The sequence below is a fragment of the Herbidospora galbida genome (genome assembly GCF_005233835.1).
In the GTDB taxonomy this organism is placed as follows: domain Bacteria; phylum Actinomycetota; class Actinomycetes; order Streptosporangiales; family Streptosporangiaceae; genus Herbidospora; species Herbidospora galbida.
Genome location: NZ_SZQA01000026.1, coordinates 71,250 through 86,657, shown reverse-complemented (window position 1 = coordinate 86,657; position 15,408 = coordinate 71,250). Strand labels below are relative to the sequence as shown.

Genomic DNA, 15,408 nt, shown 5'->3' with positions numbered 1-15,408 from the left:
CACGCCGTTTCGGGGACCCTACCGTTGGACAATAGGGCGCATGGAGCCGGATCAGGAACTCGTCGACTTCGCCACCCGCCTGTTCGGCTACGCCCGCGACGGGCAGACCGCCGAGTTGGTCGCCTACGTCGACGCCGGCGTGCCGGTCGACCTGCACAACGAGAACGGCGACACCCTGCTCATGCTGGCCGCCTACCACGGCCACGCCGACACCGTGCGGGCCCTGCTCGACCGGGGAGCCGACCCGGGGCGGCCCAACGACAAGGGCCAGCTGCCCATGGCCGGGGCCGTGTTCAAGAAGAACCACGACGTGGTCAGGGCCCTGTTCGAGGCGGGCGCCGACCCCCACGACGGCCGGCCGTCGGCCGCCGACACCGCGCGGATGTTCGGCGACACGACCGCCCTGGAGATCTTCGGAGAGGCCTAGAGCGAGTCGGAGATCTCCAGCTCGCCGAGCGCCACCGCGATGGTGTCCTCCAGCGACAGGGCCTGCCCGGCCGTGAACAGGCGGTCGAACTCGGGCTGGCCCAGGGTCTCGCGGCATTCCTTGATGGTGCGCTTGAAGTCGTCGCTGAGGAAGGGCGATCCCAGCTGGGCCAGGCCCGAGGCCCGCCAGTTGTGCTCCGAGGCGCCCAGCAGATAGGCCGCGTGGGCGACCTCGCCCGACGAGGCGGCGTGCCGGGCCATCGTCTCCAGGCACAGCAGCACGCCGGGCACGTCGTGGAAGTGCCGCTTGATCCGCAGCGCCTCCCGGGCGCTGGTCTTGACCTGGTCGGGCCGGTCGGTCTCGATCTCGATCAGGGCCTGGATCCAGACCGCGTACGAGCGGATCCACAGCTCGCCCCGCTCGTTGCAGATCTTCAGGCAGTCTTGGACGAGGGTCTCGGCCTCCATGTAGTCGCCCTGGTAGGTGAGCACGAGCGCGAGCTCGGCCACCGCCGGGAGCAGACCCGGGTTGAGCTCCCGGCCGCTCTTGTGGAACTCGATCGCCACGCCGAGCAGCGCGGTGGCCCGCTTGAAGTCGCCCTTCAGCATGGCGCTGGTGCCGAGCATCTTGGTCGCGAAGATCACCGCGCTCGAGTCGCCGACCTCCAGCGCCTCCGACGAACACTTCTCGGCCGCCTCGGTGGCGGCGTCGTGGTCGCCCTGCATGTTGCAGACGTACGCGAGCGTCCACAGCGCCCGGCAGCGCTCCTTGCTGGCGGTGCGGGACTCCCGGATGGCTCGCTCGAGGTAGTGGCGGCCCTCGCGCATGAAGCCGCAGGCCACCCACATGAACCACAGCGACGACAGCAGTTCGAGGCCGATGCGGACCTCACCTGGCGCCGTCAGGCAGTAGTCGACCGCCGTGCGGACGTTGTCGTGCTCCTGGCGCATCCGGACGAACCAGTGCACCTGACGCGGGCCCGACCAGGCGTGCTCGCCGCGTTCGGCCAGCTGGAGGTAGTAGTCGCGGTGGCGGCGCTTGAGGTTGTCGGTCTCGCCGAGCTTGTCGAGCCACTCCTCGCCGTACTGGCGGAGGGTGTCGATCAGGCGGTAGCGCTGGCCCGACACGGTGTTGTAGCTGAGCAGCACCGACTTGTCGACCAGGCCGGTGATGACGTCCATGATGCGGTCGGGCGGCAGCGTGTCGCCGGCGCAGACGTAGCGCGCGGCGTCGAGCTCGAAGTCGCCCGCGAACACCGACAGCCGGGCCCACAGCAGGCGCTCGGCCGGTTCGCACAGCTCGTGGCTCCAGCCGATCGCGGCCCGGAGCGTCTGGTGCCGGGGTAACGCGGTGCGGGAGGCGCCCGCCAGCAGGGAGAAGCGGTCGGTCAGCAGCCCGAGGATCTGGTCGACCGACAGGGCCCGCAGCCGGACCGCCGCGAGCTCGATCGCCAGCGGGATGCCGTCGAGCCGCACGCACAGCTCGGCGACCGACGTGACGTTGTTCTCCTCGACCGTGAAGTCGGGCACCACGGCCGTGGCCCGCTGCCGGAACAGCTCGACCGCGTCGTTGTGGTAGGGCGACTCGGCCGGATCGTCACCCGGCACCGGCAGCGGCGGGATCGGGATCACCGACTCGCCGGCCGCGTTCAGCGACCGGCGGCTGGTGGCCAGCACCTTGAGATTGGGGTTGCGGCTCTGCAGGTCCTCGATCAGCTCGGCGCACGCCTCGACCATGTGCTCGCACGTGTCGAGGATGAGCAGCACGGTGCGATCGCCCAGCCAGTCGGCCAGGGAGTCGCCGCTGGTGCGGCTCGACTGGTCGGCCAGGCCCAGCGCGGTGCGGACCGTGTGGTGCAGCATCGACGGGTCCTGGAGGCGGGCCAGGTCGACGTACCAGATGCCGTCGTCGAACTGCGAGCGCAGCTGATGGGCGACCCGCAGAGCGGTGCGGGTCTTCCCGACGCCGCCGATCCCGGTCACCGTGACCAGGCGCGACTGCTGGATGCGCTGTCTGATCTGCGTCAGGAGCCGCGACCGCCCGACGAAGCTGGTGAGCTCCGCGGGGAGATTGCCGTCTCTTCGCCAACCTGCTGGGGTCGCCATGCCGCCTCACGGGGGTGTCGCGTTCCGGCTTACACCTGCTCCGGCATCGTACCTTTAGTAGCTTTTGGCCGTGGGGAGCGTGGTGGAGATACCTCATCCGGCTCCCCCGCTTCGCTAGGCTGGGAGCCATGTCAGAGCCGCAGCCCGATGAACTGCGCCCGGTCGACCTGTCCGACGACGGCCTGCCGGTGCTCCCCGACCAGACCCTCGACGACACCGATCACGGGTGGGGCGATTGGCGGGAGTCCGACGACGACGCCCGTTTCCTCGAAGACCGCCCGCCCCACTGGTGAGTCAGCCGGTCGCCAGCTGATCCCACCACCACGTTATGGCGGGCAGCGGCAGCGGGTCGAGGCGGTCGTCGCTGGCCCGCTCCTTCCACGCACCCGGCATCGTGACCGGATCGGCCGCGACTCGGTCGGTCGGGTTGCGCGGGTCGAGATAGCGGCCCGTGCTCATCGCCCAGGCCAGATAGCCCCTGATCCACTCGCCCAGACCGTAGACGTAACGGTCCAGTTCGGGTGAGGCGTCGGCGCGCACCTCGTCGCCGACCTTCAGGAACAGGGTCATCACCCGGTCGCGCATGCGCACCGCCTCGGCCGAGGCCTCCTCGACCGACATGCCGCCCGAGGTCAGCACGCTGACCAGGTTCTGGATCTGCGGGTAGCCGTAGCGGTGCTGCCGGTACGACTCCTTGTTGAACGAGATCAGATCGTTGTCCCAGGCGATGATCGCGTTGGCCATCTCGGTGAGCGCCCGTACCCTCGAGTCGGCCATGTCGTCGGCGCTGACCTCGTAGCCGGCGCTGATGTCCACGAACATCACGCTGGCGCCGCACGCGCTGGCGTTGAGCCACATGGTCACGTAGTCGTCGACCGGGGGGATCCGCCCCTCCAGCCGGTTGGCCGTCTCCCAGATCAGCCCGAACAGGTACTTGCGCTGCTCTTCGACCCAGCGCGCGAGCTGGACCGGGGTCGCGGTCCGCTCCATCCGTAACCGGATGTCGCGCAGCCCCTCGGCCCACGGGTCGTCGGTGAGGATCTTGGCGGTGGGCGCCTCGACGATCCGGGTCAGTTTGCTGACGAACTGCACGAACGCGTCGAGCGACATCTCGTGGACGCGTTCGTCGCAATACATGTCGTCGAAGGTGAACAGCCAGAAGACGTAGTCGGCCGCGAGCCGCAGCCCTTCTCCGCGCCCGTGCGGCAGCGCCAGGGCGGCGCAGTGCCCGATGCGCTGGGCGGCGAGGTACTGACGTTGTTCCGCCGAGCGGAAGAGGCCGAAGTCGTCCATCCATTTGACCGTGGCACGGTCCACATCGTCGGCTTCGGGGGAGATGGCGTACGGGAAGGGGCAGTAGAAGGAGGGGACATCCAACCGGGGCGACGAAACGACACTGGTCACGAGCAGGTCCTTCCGGTTCGTCTGGCCGGGCGCGACAAAAGTGAACCGGCAAATGGCACGGTCCCAGGGGCGCAGGAGTTTTCGGCCCGGTGCGTTGAGTGGGCGTGATTGCGCTTAATTAAAGCGTCCGAGCTTAATTGAGCTTTTTGTCCCATCGATTCCTACACGAAATCGGAGGCCTGTCAATGTCAGGAAACGACGTCCTTACGGCGGAACCGGCGGAACGCGAAGGCCAGCAGGACGGCCGCGTACGTGACCGCGATCGCGGTGCCCTTGATCATGCCGCTGTAGTCGGGCACCGGGGCCAGGGCGTCGAGCCAGGCGGTGTTCCAGAAGGTCGGCAGGAATTCGCGCAGGCCGCCCAGGGCCTCCACCGCCTGCAGGATGGTGCTGACGATGACCAGGCCGACCGCGCCGCCGACGGCGCCCAGCGGGGAGTCGGTGCTCACCGAGAGCAGGAACGCCAGTGATGCGACGACCAGGTTGGTGACCATGGCGTACAGGATGACGATTCCGAATTTGGGCAGCACGTCGAGGGCCGGGATGACCTCGCCGGTGCCGGGCACCCGCACGTCGTTCCAGCCGAACGCCAGCGTGCCCGCCAGCACCGCCATCACCGGCACGACCGTGACGGCGGCGGCGGAGTAGGCGAGGGCGACGACGAGCTTCTGGCGCAGCAGGCGGTCGCGGGGGATCGGCGCGGCCAGCAGGTAGCGCAGCGACGACCAGTTGGCCTCGCTGGCCACGGTGTCGCCGCAGAACAGCGCCACCGCGACCATCAGCAGGAAGCTGGCCGAGACCGACAGGGCGAACGCGGCGAAGTTGAGGCCGCCCTCCATGGCCAGGTCGGAGATCCGCAGGCCGTTGCCGGCCCGGTTGTTGTTCGGGCCGAACTGGAAGGCGATCACCAGGATCCACGGCAGCGCCGCGAGCAGGCCGAACATGACCATCGTGCGGCGGCGCCGGAACTGGCGGACGAACTCGACCCGCAGCGGGAGGGTGCGTCCGGGCGCGTAGCCGGTCGCGGTCATGCCTTTTCTCCGATCAGGTCGAGGAACACGTCCTCCAGGCGGGTGGAGCCGTTGAGTTCGCCGCGCCGGAGCAGCTCGGCGACCGGGCCGGCCGAGACCAGGCGGCCCCGGTGCATGACGACGGCGTGGCTGCACGTCTGCTCGACCTCGCCGAGCAGGTGGCTGGAGACGATGACGGTCCGGCCCTCGGTGGCGTACGCCTTCAGCACCCGCCGCATCTCGGCGATCTGGGGCGGGTCGAGCCCGTTGGTGGGTTCGTCGAGCACGAGCAGGTCGGGCAGGCCCAGCATGGCCTGGGCGATGGCCAGGCGCTGCCGCATGCCCTGGGAGTAGGTGCGGACGGCGCGTTCGACGGCGGCGCCGAGACCGGCGATCTCCAGCGCCTCCTCCAGGTGGGCCTCGCCGGCCGGACGGCCGGTGGCCTGCCAGTAGAGCGTGAGGTTGTCGCGGCCCGACAGGTGCGGCAGGAAGCCCGCGCCCTCGACGAAGGAGCCCAGCCGCGACAGCACCGGCGAGCCCGGCACGACCTTCTCGCCGAAGATGCGGATCTCGCCGCCGTCGGGGTGGATGAGGCCCATCATCATCCGCATCGTGGTCGTCTTACCCGCGCCGTTGGGCCCGAGCAGGCCGAGGACCTGGCCCTTCTCGACGCGGAACGACAGGTCGTCGACGGCCTTGTGGCCGTTCTTGTAGCGCTTGGCCAGGCCGGTGATCTCCAGCGGCACCTCGGCCAGCGCCGGGTCGGGCGCGACGTCGGCGCGGCGCGGACGGCCGGTCAGCAGGATCACCGCCGCCGCGAGGACCGACGCGAGCGGGAACGCCCACGTCCACCAGGCGGGGCCCTGCGCCGGGGCGGCCAGCCCGGCGTCGACCGGCATCGTCAGCGTCGTGGACGCCAGGCCGACCTTGTGCACGCTCGGCTGCGCCGGGAGCGCGTAGGCCATGTCGGTCGTGGTGATCGCCAGGCGCAGCACGTGGCCGGCCTCGACGCGGCGGTCGATGGCCGGGAGGGTGACCTTGACCGGCGTGCCGGTCGGGGTCGCGGTGACGCGCAGCGGCGCGGCCAGGCCGCCGGGGAGCACGGCGAGCTGGCCCGAGGCGGCGTCGTAGAGCTTGGCGAAGAGGGTGACCTCGCCCTCGCCGTACACCTTGATCTCGGCGGTGGGCGAACCGGTCACCGTGAGGGCGGTGTCGAGGGGGCGGGTCTGGAAGACCGCGACCTGGCCGGGCAGGTCGAGCGAGGCGCCCGCCGAGCCGCCGCCCTGCGCGCCGCCGCCGAGCAGGCCGCTCAGGCCGGGCACCGAGGAGATCGCGGCGGGGCTGCCGCCGGGCGGCGTGGCCACCTCCTGGTCGGGGCCGAGCAGGTCGAGCTCGGACGTCACGGTGCCGCCGAGCCCGGCGTAGGCGGGGCCCTCGGCGTGCAGCAGGACGTTCTGCCGGGTGCCGGGGTCGCGGCCGCCGTCGCGGGAGACGGTGAACGCCTGACCGGTGGCCGCGCCGTCCTTCTTCAGGTAGGCGTCGAACCAGTTGAGGGTCTGGGCGAACACGAAGTCGGCCTCGGCGTCGCCGCCGTCGTGGCCCCCGGCGATCCAGGCGACCTCGACCGGGGCGCCGGTGGCGGCGATGGCCTTGGCGTTGAGGTCGGCGTGGCCGAGCGGGAACAGCGAGTCGCGCTGCCCCTGGATGATCAGCGACGGCACCTTGATGCGGCCCTGGACCGAGACGGGGCTCGACTTGCGCAGCAGGTCGACGGCCTCGGGGGTGGCCTTCCCGGTGGCCGCGATCTGCTGGTAGACCGTGCAGATCGCGGGCAGGAAGCGCCCGCACTGCGCCTGGTCGGGGGTGACGTCGGCGGGGGCGGGCTGCCCGGTGGAGCCGGTCAGCAGCCGGGCCAGCCCGTCGGCCTGGGAGGCGGGGTTGAGCCCCGACCCTCCGGCGCTGAAGAAGATCCCGGCCCACATCTTCTTGAACACGCCCGCGGCCGGGCCGGCCCCGGACGCCTCCGGGAACAGGGCGTCGGCCAGGTCGTACCAGGTGATCGAGGGGGCGATGGCGTCGACGCGGGGGTCGTGGGCGGCGGTCATCAGGGCGATCGCGCCGCCGTAGGAGCCGCCCGCCATGCCGACCCTGGGGTCGCCGGCGGCGTCGAGCAGCACCTCGGGCTTCTTCGCCAGCCAGTCGATGAGCTGCCGGACGTCCTTGACCTCGTAGTCGGGCGAGTTGAGCGCGATCTCGCCGGTCGAGCGGCCGAACCCGCGCGCCGACCAGGTGAGCACCGCGTAGCCCTGCTCGGCGAGCTGCCCGGCCTGGTCGCGGACGCTGTTCTTGCTCCCGCCGAACCCGTGCCCGAGCAGCACCGCGGGGGCCCTGCCCCCGCCCTCGGGCGGGAAGTAGGAGGCGTCGATCAGCACCTTCTGGTCGTCGGCCGGGCCGTCGACCACGGGGATGACCACGTCCTGTCCCTGAGGGAGCCCGTCGGAGGGCCAGGCGATCCAGGCGATCCCGGCGACGGCCACGAGCACGGCGGCGAGCACGGCGAGGCCGCGCCGGCCCCCGCGAAACGTCATATCGCGAGCTTAGTGGCGCTGACTGAGAGTCCGCTGAGGACGCGGTACGCGCCGGGGACGGCCTGCCAGCCCTGCTCCGTCCAGATCTCGACGGCCCGCCGGGGGATCTCGACGGTGACCGAGACGGTCTGGCCCGGGTCGGCCGCGCACGTGGTGAAGGCGGCCAGCCAGCGGGCCGGGCGGTCGCCCGGGTCCTCGGGGGCCAGGTAGACCTGCACGACCTCGCGTCCGGGCCGGTCACCGGTGTTGGTCAGGGTGACGGTCACCGTCATGCCGTCGACGGCGATCTCGTCGTAGGACCACGTCGTGTAGCCGAGGCCGTGGCCGAACGGGAAGGCGGGGGCGGTGTCGTGGCGGTCCCAGGCTCGGTAGCCGATGAAGCGGCCCTCGTCGTAGGAGAGGACTCCGCCCGCTGGTGTGACGTTGGTCACGGGGCAGTCGCCGAGGGCGGCGGGCCAGGTGGTGGGGAGGCGGCCGCCCGGTTCGGCGGCGCCGGTCAGGACGTCGGCCAGGGCGTGGCCGCCCTCCTGGCCGGGGAACCACGTCAGCAGGATCGCGGCGACCTCGTCGCGCCACGGCATCTCGACCGGCGACCCCGCGTTGACCACCACGACCGTGCGCGGGTTGGCGGCGGCGACCCGCGCGACGAGCTCGTCCTGGCGGCCGGGGAGCCGCAGCGACGTGCGGTCGAAGCCCTCGCTCTCGACCTCCTTGGAGGTGCCGACCACGACGACGGCCACGTCGGCCGCCTCGGCCGCCGCGACGGCCTCGGAGATCATCCGGCCGGTGGTGGGCCTCGGCGGGCGGTGGCAGAGGGCGAAGCCGACGAACGCCGGCGGGGCCGGTGCGCGCACGACGGTGTGGATCAGGCTGACGACGACCGGTCCGGGCAGGTCGGCGAGCACCTCGTGCTGCGGGGGGAGGAAGAACGCCTCCATCGGGTCGTCGCCGGCCGGGCGGACCACGCCGTCGAACAGCGTCTGGCCGTCGGCCTCCAGGACGAACCGGCCGGCGCCCTCGACGGCCAGGGTGTTCCAGCCGGGGGCCGCGTTCAGGATGCCGCTGATCTCGACGGTGTGCAGGTCTTCGTACGGGACGGGGACGTCGCCGAGCCAGACGAGCGAGCCGTCGCGGAGCGGGAACTCGCCGAGCACCCGCCCGGCGGCGTCGCGCGCGGTCGCGGTGGCCGCCATCACGGCGGCGGCGACCCTGTCGCCCGCGTCCGCGCCCCGGCTGAAGGTCACGTCGACCCCGGCGGCGGTGAGGCCCTCGAGCGGGGAGACGGCGTGCTCGGGGAAGACCAGGGCGCTCCCGCCGCCCAGGATCCGGGGGTCGGCGGCCAGGCCCCCGATCAGCGCGACCCTCGCGGCCGGCGCGAGCGGCAGCACGCCGTCGTTGGCGAGCAGCGTGGCCGACCGCGCCGCGACCTCCCGGGCGAGCGCGACCCCGTCGGGCGACTCCGCCGCCGACAGGTCCACCCGTTCGAGCAGCCGCCCGAGCCCGGCCACCTTCCGGTCGAGGAGCTCCTCCGGTACGAGCCCCTCCAGCACCGCCCTGGCCAGCGGCTCCCCGTAGACGCTCCCCGGCCCCGGCATGGCCAGGTCGAGCCCGCCCAGCGCGCACCTCACGGCGTCGCGGGCGGCCCCCCAGTCGGACATCACGACCCCGTCGAACCCCCACTCGCCGCGCAGCACGCCCTCGATCAGCTCGGTGTGCTCGCACATCGGCACCCCGTTCACGCCGTTGTACGCCGCCATCACCCCCCACGGCCGCGCTCTGCGCACCACGAGCTCGAAGGGGGCCAGGTAGACCTCCCGGAGGGTGCGCTCGTCCACCCGGACGTCCACGGTCATCCGGTCGGTCTCGGAGTCGTTGGCCACGAAGTGCTTCACCGTCACGCCCACCCCGCCCGACTGCACCCCGGCCACGTACGCCGCCCCGAGCTCCCCGGTCAGCAGCGGGTCCTCCGAGAAGCACTCGAAGTGGCGTCCGCCCAAGGGGGAGCGGTGCAGGTTGACCGTCGGCGCGAGCAGCACGTGCACGCCCTTGCGGCGGCACTCGGCGGCCAGCAGCTCCCCGACGCGGCGGGCGAGCCCGACGTCCCACGTGGCGGCCAGGGCGGTCGGCGACGGCAGCGCGATCGCCGGGTCGCCGGCGATCCACCGGTGGCCGCGCACCCCGATCGGGCCGTCTGAGGTCACCAGCGACGGCAGGCCGATCTCGGGCGCGGCGGGGAGCGTCCACATGTCCTGCCCGCCGATGAGGGCGGCTTTGCGATCGAGGTCCATTGCGCTACCTCATCTCTTGATTGCGCCGCGAGTAAAGAGAACGGCACAATTCGCGCGTGGCGACTGGAACAACGATGCTCACGCGGGTGCCCCGCCAGGTCGTGGCCTGGGGCCTGCCCCTCTGGTCGCGTGGCCTGCCCGGCCGCCCGACCCCGCCCGACCTCTTCCGGGTCCTCTACACGGCCTGGCTGGTGGCCTTCTGCCTCAAGGTGCTCGGCGCGTCCTGGGACGTGTCGTGGCACTTCCGCTGGCTGCGCGACGACCTCGCGCCGCCCCATCTGATCAACACGGTCGGCACGATGATCGTGGTCGGCCTGACGATCGTGCACTGGTACACCGGCTACGGCGTCGACAAGGCGGCCCAGCGGCTGATCCTGTGGGGGACCGGCACCTTCCTGGTGGCCATCCCGCTCGACCTGATCAACCACCGGATCAACGGCCTCGACATCACCGCGTGGAGCCCGTCGCACGCGCTGCTGTTCATCGGCACCGCGTTCATGATCGCGGGAGTGATCCGGGGCTGGTACGTCGGCGCGACCCCCGGCCGGCGGCGGACCGTCGTGCTGGCGACGTTCTTCGGCTTCTTCCTGGAGAACGCGATCTTCCCGAGCGAGCACCAGGAGTACGGCGTGATCGGGCTCGCCGCCTGGGTGCGCGGCGAGCCGGAGGCCGAGCCCTCGCTGCTCGCCTTCGCGGCCGCGGACCTCGGGCGGCCGGTCGACCTGATCGCGGTGCAGAACTTCGCGCTGCCGGTCCCCGACCAGGTCTACTCGCTGTGGGCCGGGATCGTCGGCATGGCGATCCTGGTCGCGGCGCGGGCGGCGACCGGTTACCGGTTCACCGCGACGCTGGTCGCGGTGGGCTACGTGGCCTACCGGATGCTGATCTGGCCGCTGCTCGCGGGGGTCGGCTTCCCGACCTCGGCGATCCCCTTCTTCCTGCTGCTGGGGGCGATCTGCGTCGACCTGGCGTTCCTGGTGCCCGTGCTCTACGCACGGGTGGTCGTGGGGGCCCTGATCGTCACCGGCGCCGTGTTCGGCGGGCTCTGGCTCCAGGACGCCTACCTGGTCGCGCCGCCGTACGCCCCCTGGGCGTGGCCCTACGCGATCGGCGGGCTCGCGGTGGCGTGGCTCGTCGTCGAGCTCGCCGGACGACGGCTCAGCCGCCCGTCCGCGTGATGACGACGGCCACGCCGTAGGCGAGGCCCAGAACGGTCAGCTCCACCGCCGCCCAGGCCGCGAACGCGGTCGGGCGGCGGGCGACCACCCCCGGCAGCAGCCGGTAGCGGATGTTGGCGCCCAGCAGGGCGATCATCGCGGCCAGCGCGGCCTTGACGAGCACCAGCAGGCCGTAGTGGGTCGTCACCAGCGAGGCGGGGAACGGTTCGGCGGGGGAGAGCAGCAGCTCGACGATCCCGCTGAACAGGCCCGACGCGGCGACCACGAGCAGCGCCCAGGTGGCCAGCCGCGAGAACCTCGGCAGGGTCCGGCCCAGCAGTTCGCGGTCGGCGGCCAGCAGCAGCGCGACCGCGAGCAGCCCGCCGGTCCACAGGGCCGCGCCGATGACGTGCAGCTCCATCGCGACCATGCTCAGGTCGTGCCAGTACCAGTTCGTGGCGTGCCCGGTCACCGGCAGCGGCAGCAGCCCGAACACGGCCGCGCCGACCCGGAGCTCTGCGGGCACCTTCTCGCCGAACCTGACGGCGAACATCCCGATGGCCGCGCTCAGCGTGGCCGCCGCCGCGCTCACCACGAGCCCCTGTCCCGAGCCGATCGCGTCGACGAACAGCGGGACGTCGGGGAACCGGTCGGGCATCACCTCGGCCGCGCTCAGCACCGTCGAGGCGATCGCCGCGAACGCCCACACGACGGCCGAGTAGACCGCCCAGCGCCGCGCCCGCGACGCCGCCGGTTCGGTGGCCTCCGGGTGGTCGAACCCCAGCAGCTTCGGCAAGAGGCTGAGACCGACGGTGACGAGCGCGGCGACATCCAGGACGAATCGGGTCACGGGCAGCCCGAACTCGACCCAGGGGCCCGCTGTGGGCAGCCCGAAGGGTGGTTCCGGCAGTGTGGCCCACGTGGCCACCACGACGGCGGTCAGCCCGGCGCCGATCAGCCCCGCCATGGGGAGCGCGCGCAGCCGCCGGTCGACGGCGGCGGGACGGCTGGCGAGCAGGGTCGTGCGGGGGATCACGCGAGGGTCCGGTCGTGGGCGGGGGAGGCCGAGCCGGCGCCGCGCGGGCGGGACTCGTGGCGGTGCAGCACCCAGGTCGACAGGGCCAGCAGCAGGAGGGCGAAGACCAGCAGGCCCCAGACCCAGCTGCCGCCCGAGGCGGCCGGGATCGGGGCCGACACCGCGCCGGGCGCGGGCGCGAGCGTCGCCGCGGCCCCCGTCGGGGTGCCGGCGCCGCTGGGGGCGTAGGTGAACCGGATGGTCCCCGTCACCGGGTGGCCGTCGTTGGAGACGATCTGCCAGCCGATGACGTACGCGCCCCCGGAGGGCAGGGGTTTCACCGTCGCGGTCACGACCTCGTCGCGGACCGTCAGGCCGGCCTCGTAGCGCGCCCCGTCGGGGCCCGTCAGCGCCAGTTCGGCGAAGTCGGGGCGGACCGGCTGGTCGAAGGTCAGCGTCACCCGGTCGAGGCGGGAGACGGTCGCGCCGTCGGCGGGGTCGCTGCTCTTCAGCACGTTGTGGGCCGACGCCGGGAGCGGCAGCAGCAGGACCGCCAGGAGGACCAGCGGGACGGTGAGAAATCGCACGAATGGCAGGGTAAGCCCGGGCCGCGTGAGCGTCACCTTTCTCACGCGGCCCGGACGCCTCGAAGGGCAGAGTCGTTCCGCCCCGATGACCGTGAACCTAAGCCGCGTGATCAGGTGAGTCAATGTCCTCTTTTAAGAAAGTTTACTGATAGTGCGGCTTTAAGCCGCTCTTAAGCCGCGCTTATCCGGGATAGGTGAACAGATGCCCGCACATGCCGTCGCGCGGCTCGCCGGACGCCTCCTGGATGCGGGCCTCGCGCAGGTAGTCGTAGTCGCCCCGCCGCAGCGACGCCAGCTGCTTCTCGGTGTCCTCGACGGCCTTGAGCGGGCCCTCCCGCCACAGGTCCTCGAAGTCGTCGAGCCGGTCGCCGACGATCCGCACGGCGTGCTCCAGGAACTTCTCGAAGCCCGGCCGGCCCGCCTCCTTGAGCTGGCGGAAGCCCTCCAGCGCCAGGTCGCGCCGCCAGCGCGGGGCCATGCCGGCGGCCCGGTTGTAGTCGCCGCTCAGCACCGCGTTGGGGAAGGTGAAGACCGCGTCGCCCGCCTCGGGCAGGCCGCTGTTCTGCATCACCACCACGATCTTCAACCCGCCGTCGTTCACCAGCCGGTGGACGGTGCCCGGCGTGAACCACACCACCGCCCCCGGCACCAGCGGGGTCTCGTGGAAACCCTCCCAGGTCAGGGTCTGCACCGACCCGCTGCCCGCCACCACGACGTAGGCCTCCGCGCACAACGTGTGCAGGTGTGGTGAACCCCCGCAGCGGCCGTCGGCGCCTTGCCAGTCGTAGACACTCAGGGCGGTGACGCCTATGCCGAACATGCGTGCTCCTTCACGTACGCGACCAGCCGGGACCTGTCCCAGGCCCCCGAGCAGACGACGACGCGGTAGCCAAGCCGCATGCTCTCTCCAGGCGGCAGGTTAACAAGGTCGTCGAACGCGATCGAGGGGTTGACCGCCGCGAACGGGGTCGTCCGCACGAACCACGTCACCGGGGCGGGACACTGGAAGAGCAGCGTCGACGATCGGTCGACGCCGTCGTGGCGGCCGACGTAGGCCAGCCACTGGGAGGTGCGGCCCATCATCTGGGGCCCCTCTCCCGTCTCGGCGAGCACGTCGCCGTGCTCGAAGGAGCGCGGGCCGCGCCAGAAGAGGCCGCAGTAGCCCGCCATCGGGCGGCCGTTGGTCGTCGGGCTGCCGAACACCAGGTCGGCCCCCCTGACGTTGCGGAGCGTCGTGGCGAACTCCAGCGCCCACGAGTCGTCCTCGACGTCGGTCACCCGGAACTCGCGCAGCTCGTCGATCCAGTGCTCACCGTCGTAGGTGTGCCAGCTGAGCCGCTGGACGCCCGGACGCTCGAAGCCGTCGTGCCGGATCGTGCCGGTGTTGGGCAGGTCGACGTAGCCCTGCCTCTCCCGCACGTAGCTGCCGCCGCCCCAGAAGTTCTGCCCCGACAGGTCGGAGACCGTCATGGCCAGGCCCTTGTGCCAGCGGTGGTCGTGCGGGCGGAAGGCGCTTACCAGATCGCCGTCGAGCGTCCTGATCGGGTGGAAGTAGGGCTTGGGCGACTCGAAGACGGCGGCGCCCCGGTCGTCGTAGACGTAGCGCAGGATCTCCACGCCGCGTTCGTCGTAGATCAGCTCGTCCATGCGCCGCCGTCCAGCCGGTGGTAGAAGGGGTCGTCGGGGGTGAGCTCGGCGCGGGTCACGGGGCGCCTGCGGTGGGCCGAGGCGTAGATCCCGGTCGCCAGTTCCAGGGCCTGGCGGCCCTGGCGGGCGCTCATGGGCGGGCGCTCGTCCTTCTGGTAGGCGTCGAGCAGCGCGCCCAGCTGGGCCTCGTGGGAGCTGGGGCGGTCGTCGGGGGGCTGCCACAGGTCGGTCGTGGCGGTCCAGTTCTCGTTGCGGTAGCCGTACAGGTGACGGAGTTCCACGGTCGCGTCGGTGAAGTCGAAGCGCAGGTAGCTCTCCTCGCGGCGGGACAGCAGGCTCGTCACGACCGAGGCCAGCGCGCCGGTGGTGAAACGGACCGTGGCCATGGCGACGTCCTCGTACTCGACGTCGCGGTCGAGGGTCGCGGTCGTCGCGCTCACCTCGGCCCAGTCGCCCAGGATCGAGAGCATCACGTCGATCTGATGGATCGCGTGGCCGACCGTCGGGCCGCCGCCCTCGGTCCGGAACCGGCCCCGCCACGGGACCGTGAAGTAGTCGTGGTCGCGGAACCAGGTCGTCACGCACTGGGCGACCAGCGGGCGGCCCAGCAGGGGCGCGATCTCCTTCAGGTGGAGGGCGCCGGAGCCGAAGCGGTGCTGCGAGACCACGGAGGCGTAGCCGGGCCCTTCGGCGGCGGTGATGGCGTCCCACTCGGCAAGTGAACGACATGCGGGCTTCTCGATCCACACCCAAGCGCCCGATTTGAGACATTCGATCGCCTGGACGGCGTGCACGCCCGGCGGCGTGCACAGGTGCACCAGGTCGGGCCGGTCGCGCTGGAGCAGCTCGGACAGCGACGAGTAGGCGCGCGGGATGCCGTGCTCGCGGGCGAACCTCCAGGCCCGGCCCAGGTCCACGTCGGCGACCGCGACCACCTCCGCGCGATGGGCCTCGGCCCGCAGTGCCGGTAAGTGGCATGCGCCGGCGATCCCGCCGGTCCCGACGACGGCGACCCGGATCATCCCGGCACGTCCTTTCCAGTTGTGACCCGCGCGGGCGCCCACGCTCCCAGGGGCGCCCACGCGGGCGTTCAGGCGGCCGGGCCTCCACGTGGACGTCGAGACATGCGGAAACCCGTTCCGAAAGTTTCATAAGATTACCGAGACTTTTCGTTGCGGGT

Annotated in this window: 13 protein-coding genes; 3 read left to right on the top strand and 10 right to left on the bottom strand. The window is 71.9% G+C overall.

Annotated features, from left to right (window positions below):
* Positions 1-40: 40 nt before the first annotated feature.
* Complete coding sequence (locus FDA94_RS24950; RefSeq protein ID WP_137249509.1) at positions 41-427, top strand: ankyrin repeat domain-containing protein; 387 nt, start codon at positions 41-43, stop codon at positions 425-427.
* Here the strand turns inward: FDA94_RS24950 and FDA94_RS24945 are convergent.
* Positions 424-2,532 carry an ATP-binding protein gene (locus FDA94_RS24945; protein ID WP_137249508.1) on the bottom strand — a complete coding sequence of 703 codons (2,109 nt, stop codon included), beginning with the start codon at positions 2,530-2,532 and terminating at the stop codon, positions 424-426. The genes FDA94_RS24950 and FDA94_RS24945 overlap by 4 nt on opposite strands.
* A 128-nt stretch (positions 2,533-2,660) precedes the next feature.
* Here FDA94_RS24945 and FDA94_RS39430 point away from each other — a divergent pair, with 128 nt between their 5' ends.
* On the top strand, positions 2,661-2,825 hold the full coding sequence (locus FDA94_RS39430) for a hypothetical protein (RefSeq protein ID WP_170991112.1): 165 nt from the start codon (positions 2,661-2,663) through the stop codon (positions 2,823-2,825).
* A gap of 1 nt (position 2,826) precedes the next feature.
* On the opposite strand, the gene FDA94_RS24940 is transcribed toward FDA94_RS39430, so the two are convergent.
* From FDA94_RS24940 to FDA94_RS24925, 4 genes are all read right to left on the bottom strand, one after another.
* Positions 2,827-3,936, bottom strand: coding sequence for a terpene synthase family protein (locus FDA94_RS24940; RefSeq protein WP_137249507.1), 1,110 nt, complete (start codon positions 3,934-3,936; stop codon positions 2,827-2,829).
* A 188-nt stretch (positions 3,937-4,124) separates the two neighbouring features.
* Positions 4,125-4,967, bottom strand: coding sequence for an ABC transporter permease (locus FDA94_RS24935; protein WP_137249506.1), 843 nt, complete (start codon positions 4,965-4,967; stop codon positions 4,125-4,127).
* Positions 4,964-7,534 carry an alpha/beta fold hydrolase gene (locus tag FDA94_RS24930; RefSeq protein ID WP_137249505.1) on the bottom strand — a complete coding sequence of 857 codons (2,571 nt, stop codon included), beginning with the start codon at positions 7,532-7,534 and terminating at the stop codon, positions 4,964-4,966. The genes FDA94_RS24935 and FDA94_RS24930 overlap by 4 nt, the downstream gene beginning before the upstream one ends.
* The gene (locus tag FDA94_RS24925; protein WP_137249504.1) at positions 7,531-9,822 is read right to left on the bottom strand and encodes a glycoside hydrolase family 3 C-terminal domain-containing protein; all 2,292 of its coding nucleotides are present in this window, start codon (positions 9,820-9,822) and stop codon (positions 7,531-7,533) included. Before FDA94_RS24925 ends, FDA94_RS24930 begins: the two co-directional genes overlap by 4 nt.
* Positions 9,823-9,878: 56 nt before the next feature.
* Here FDA94_RS24925 and FDA94_RS24920 point away from each other — a divergent pair, with 56 nt between their 5' ends.
* Positions 9,879-11,000 carry a hypothetical protein gene (locus tag FDA94_RS24920; protein ID WP_137249503.1) on the top strand — a complete coding sequence of 374 codons (1,122 nt, stop codon included), beginning with the start codon at positions 9,879-9,881 and terminating at the stop codon, positions 10,998-11,000.
* On the opposite strand, the gene FDA94_RS24915 is transcribed toward FDA94_RS24920, so the two are convergent.
* The 5 genes from FDA94_RS24915 to FDA94_RS24895 all read right to left on the bottom strand — a co-directional run bounded on the left by FDA94_RS24915 (position 10,981) and on the right by FDA94_RS24895 (position 15,250).
* Entirely contained in the window at positions 10,981-12,015 is a 1,035-nt protein-coding gene (locus FDA94_RS24915; protein WP_246060138.1) for a copper resistance D family protein, read from the bottom strand. The two genes, FDA94_RS24920 and FDA94_RS24915, sit on opposite strands and share 20 nt — an antisense overlap.
* Complete coding sequence (locus FDA94_RS24910; protein WP_170991111.1) at positions 12,012-12,581, bottom strand: copper resistance CopC family protein; 570 nt, start codon at positions 12,579-12,581, stop codon at positions 12,012-12,014. The genes FDA94_RS24915 and FDA94_RS24910 overlap by 4 nt, the downstream gene beginning before the upstream one ends.
* 181 nt (positions 12,582-12,762) lie before the next feature.
* A complete protein-coding gene (locus FDA94_RS24905; RefSeq protein ID WP_137249501.1) occupies positions 12,763-13,401 on the bottom strand; it encodes a cupin domain-containing protein in 639 nt (212 codons plus the stop codon).
* Positions 13,389-14,228 (bottom strand): DUF6807 domain-containing protein, encoded by an 840-nt coding sequence (locus FDA94_RS24900; protein ID WP_137249500.1) that lies wholly within the window; start codon positions 14,226-14,228, stop codon positions 13,389-13,391. The genes FDA94_RS24905 and FDA94_RS24900 overlap by 13 nt, the downstream gene beginning before the upstream one ends.
* Positions 14,216-15,250, bottom strand: a complete 1,035-nt coding sequence (locus FDA94_RS24895) for a Gfo/Idh/MocA family protein (RefSeq protein ID WP_137249499.1) — start codon at positions 15,248-15,250, stop codon at positions 14,216-14,218. The genes FDA94_RS24900 and FDA94_RS24895 overlap by 13 nt, the downstream gene beginning before the upstream one ends.
* Between the last annotated feature and the right edge of the window lie 158 nt (positions 15,251-15,408).

What these genes read in the sequence shown, in the direction of transcription:
- FDA94_RS24935 (WP_137249506.1), bottom strand. Translation starts at nt 4,967, where the DNA reads ATGACCGCGACCGGCTACGCGCCCGGACGCACCCTCCCGCTGCGGGTC.
- FDA94_RS39430 (WP_170991112.1), top strand. Translation starts at nt 2,661, where the DNA reads ATGTCAGAGCCGCAGCCCGATGAACTGCGCCCGGTCGACCTGTCCGAC.
- FDA94_RS24950 (WP_137249509.1), top strand. Translation starts at nt 41, where the DNA reads ATGGAGCCGGATCAGGAACTCGTCGACTTCGCCACCCGCCTGTTCGGC.
- FDA94_RS24930 (WP_137249505.1), bottom strand. Translation starts at nt 7,534, where the DNA reads ATGACGTTTCGCGGGGGCCGGCGCGGCCTCGCCGTGCTCGCCGCCGTG.
- FDA94_RS24925 (WP_137249504.1), bottom strand. Translation starts at nt 9,822, where the DNA reads ATGGACCTCGATCGCAAAGCCGCCCTCATCGGCGGGCAGGACATGTGG.
- FDA94_RS24900 (WP_137249500.1), bottom strand. Translation starts at nt 14,228, where the DNA reads ATGGACGAGCTGATCTACGACGAACGCGGCGTGGAGATCCTGCGCTAC.
- FDA94_RS24905 (WP_137249501.1), bottom strand. Translation starts at nt 13,401, where the DNA reads ATGTTCGGCATAGGCGTCACCGCCCTGAGTGTCTACGACTGGCAAGGC.
- FDA94_RS24945 (WP_137249508.1), bottom strand. Translation starts at nt 2,532, where the DNA reads ATGGCGACCCCAGCAGGTTGGCGAAGAGACGGCAATCTCCCCGCGGAG.
- FDA94_RS24895 (WP_137249499.1), bottom strand. Translation starts at nt 15,250, where the DNA reads ATGATCCGGGTCGCCGTCGTCGGGACCGGCGGGATCGCCGGCGCATGC.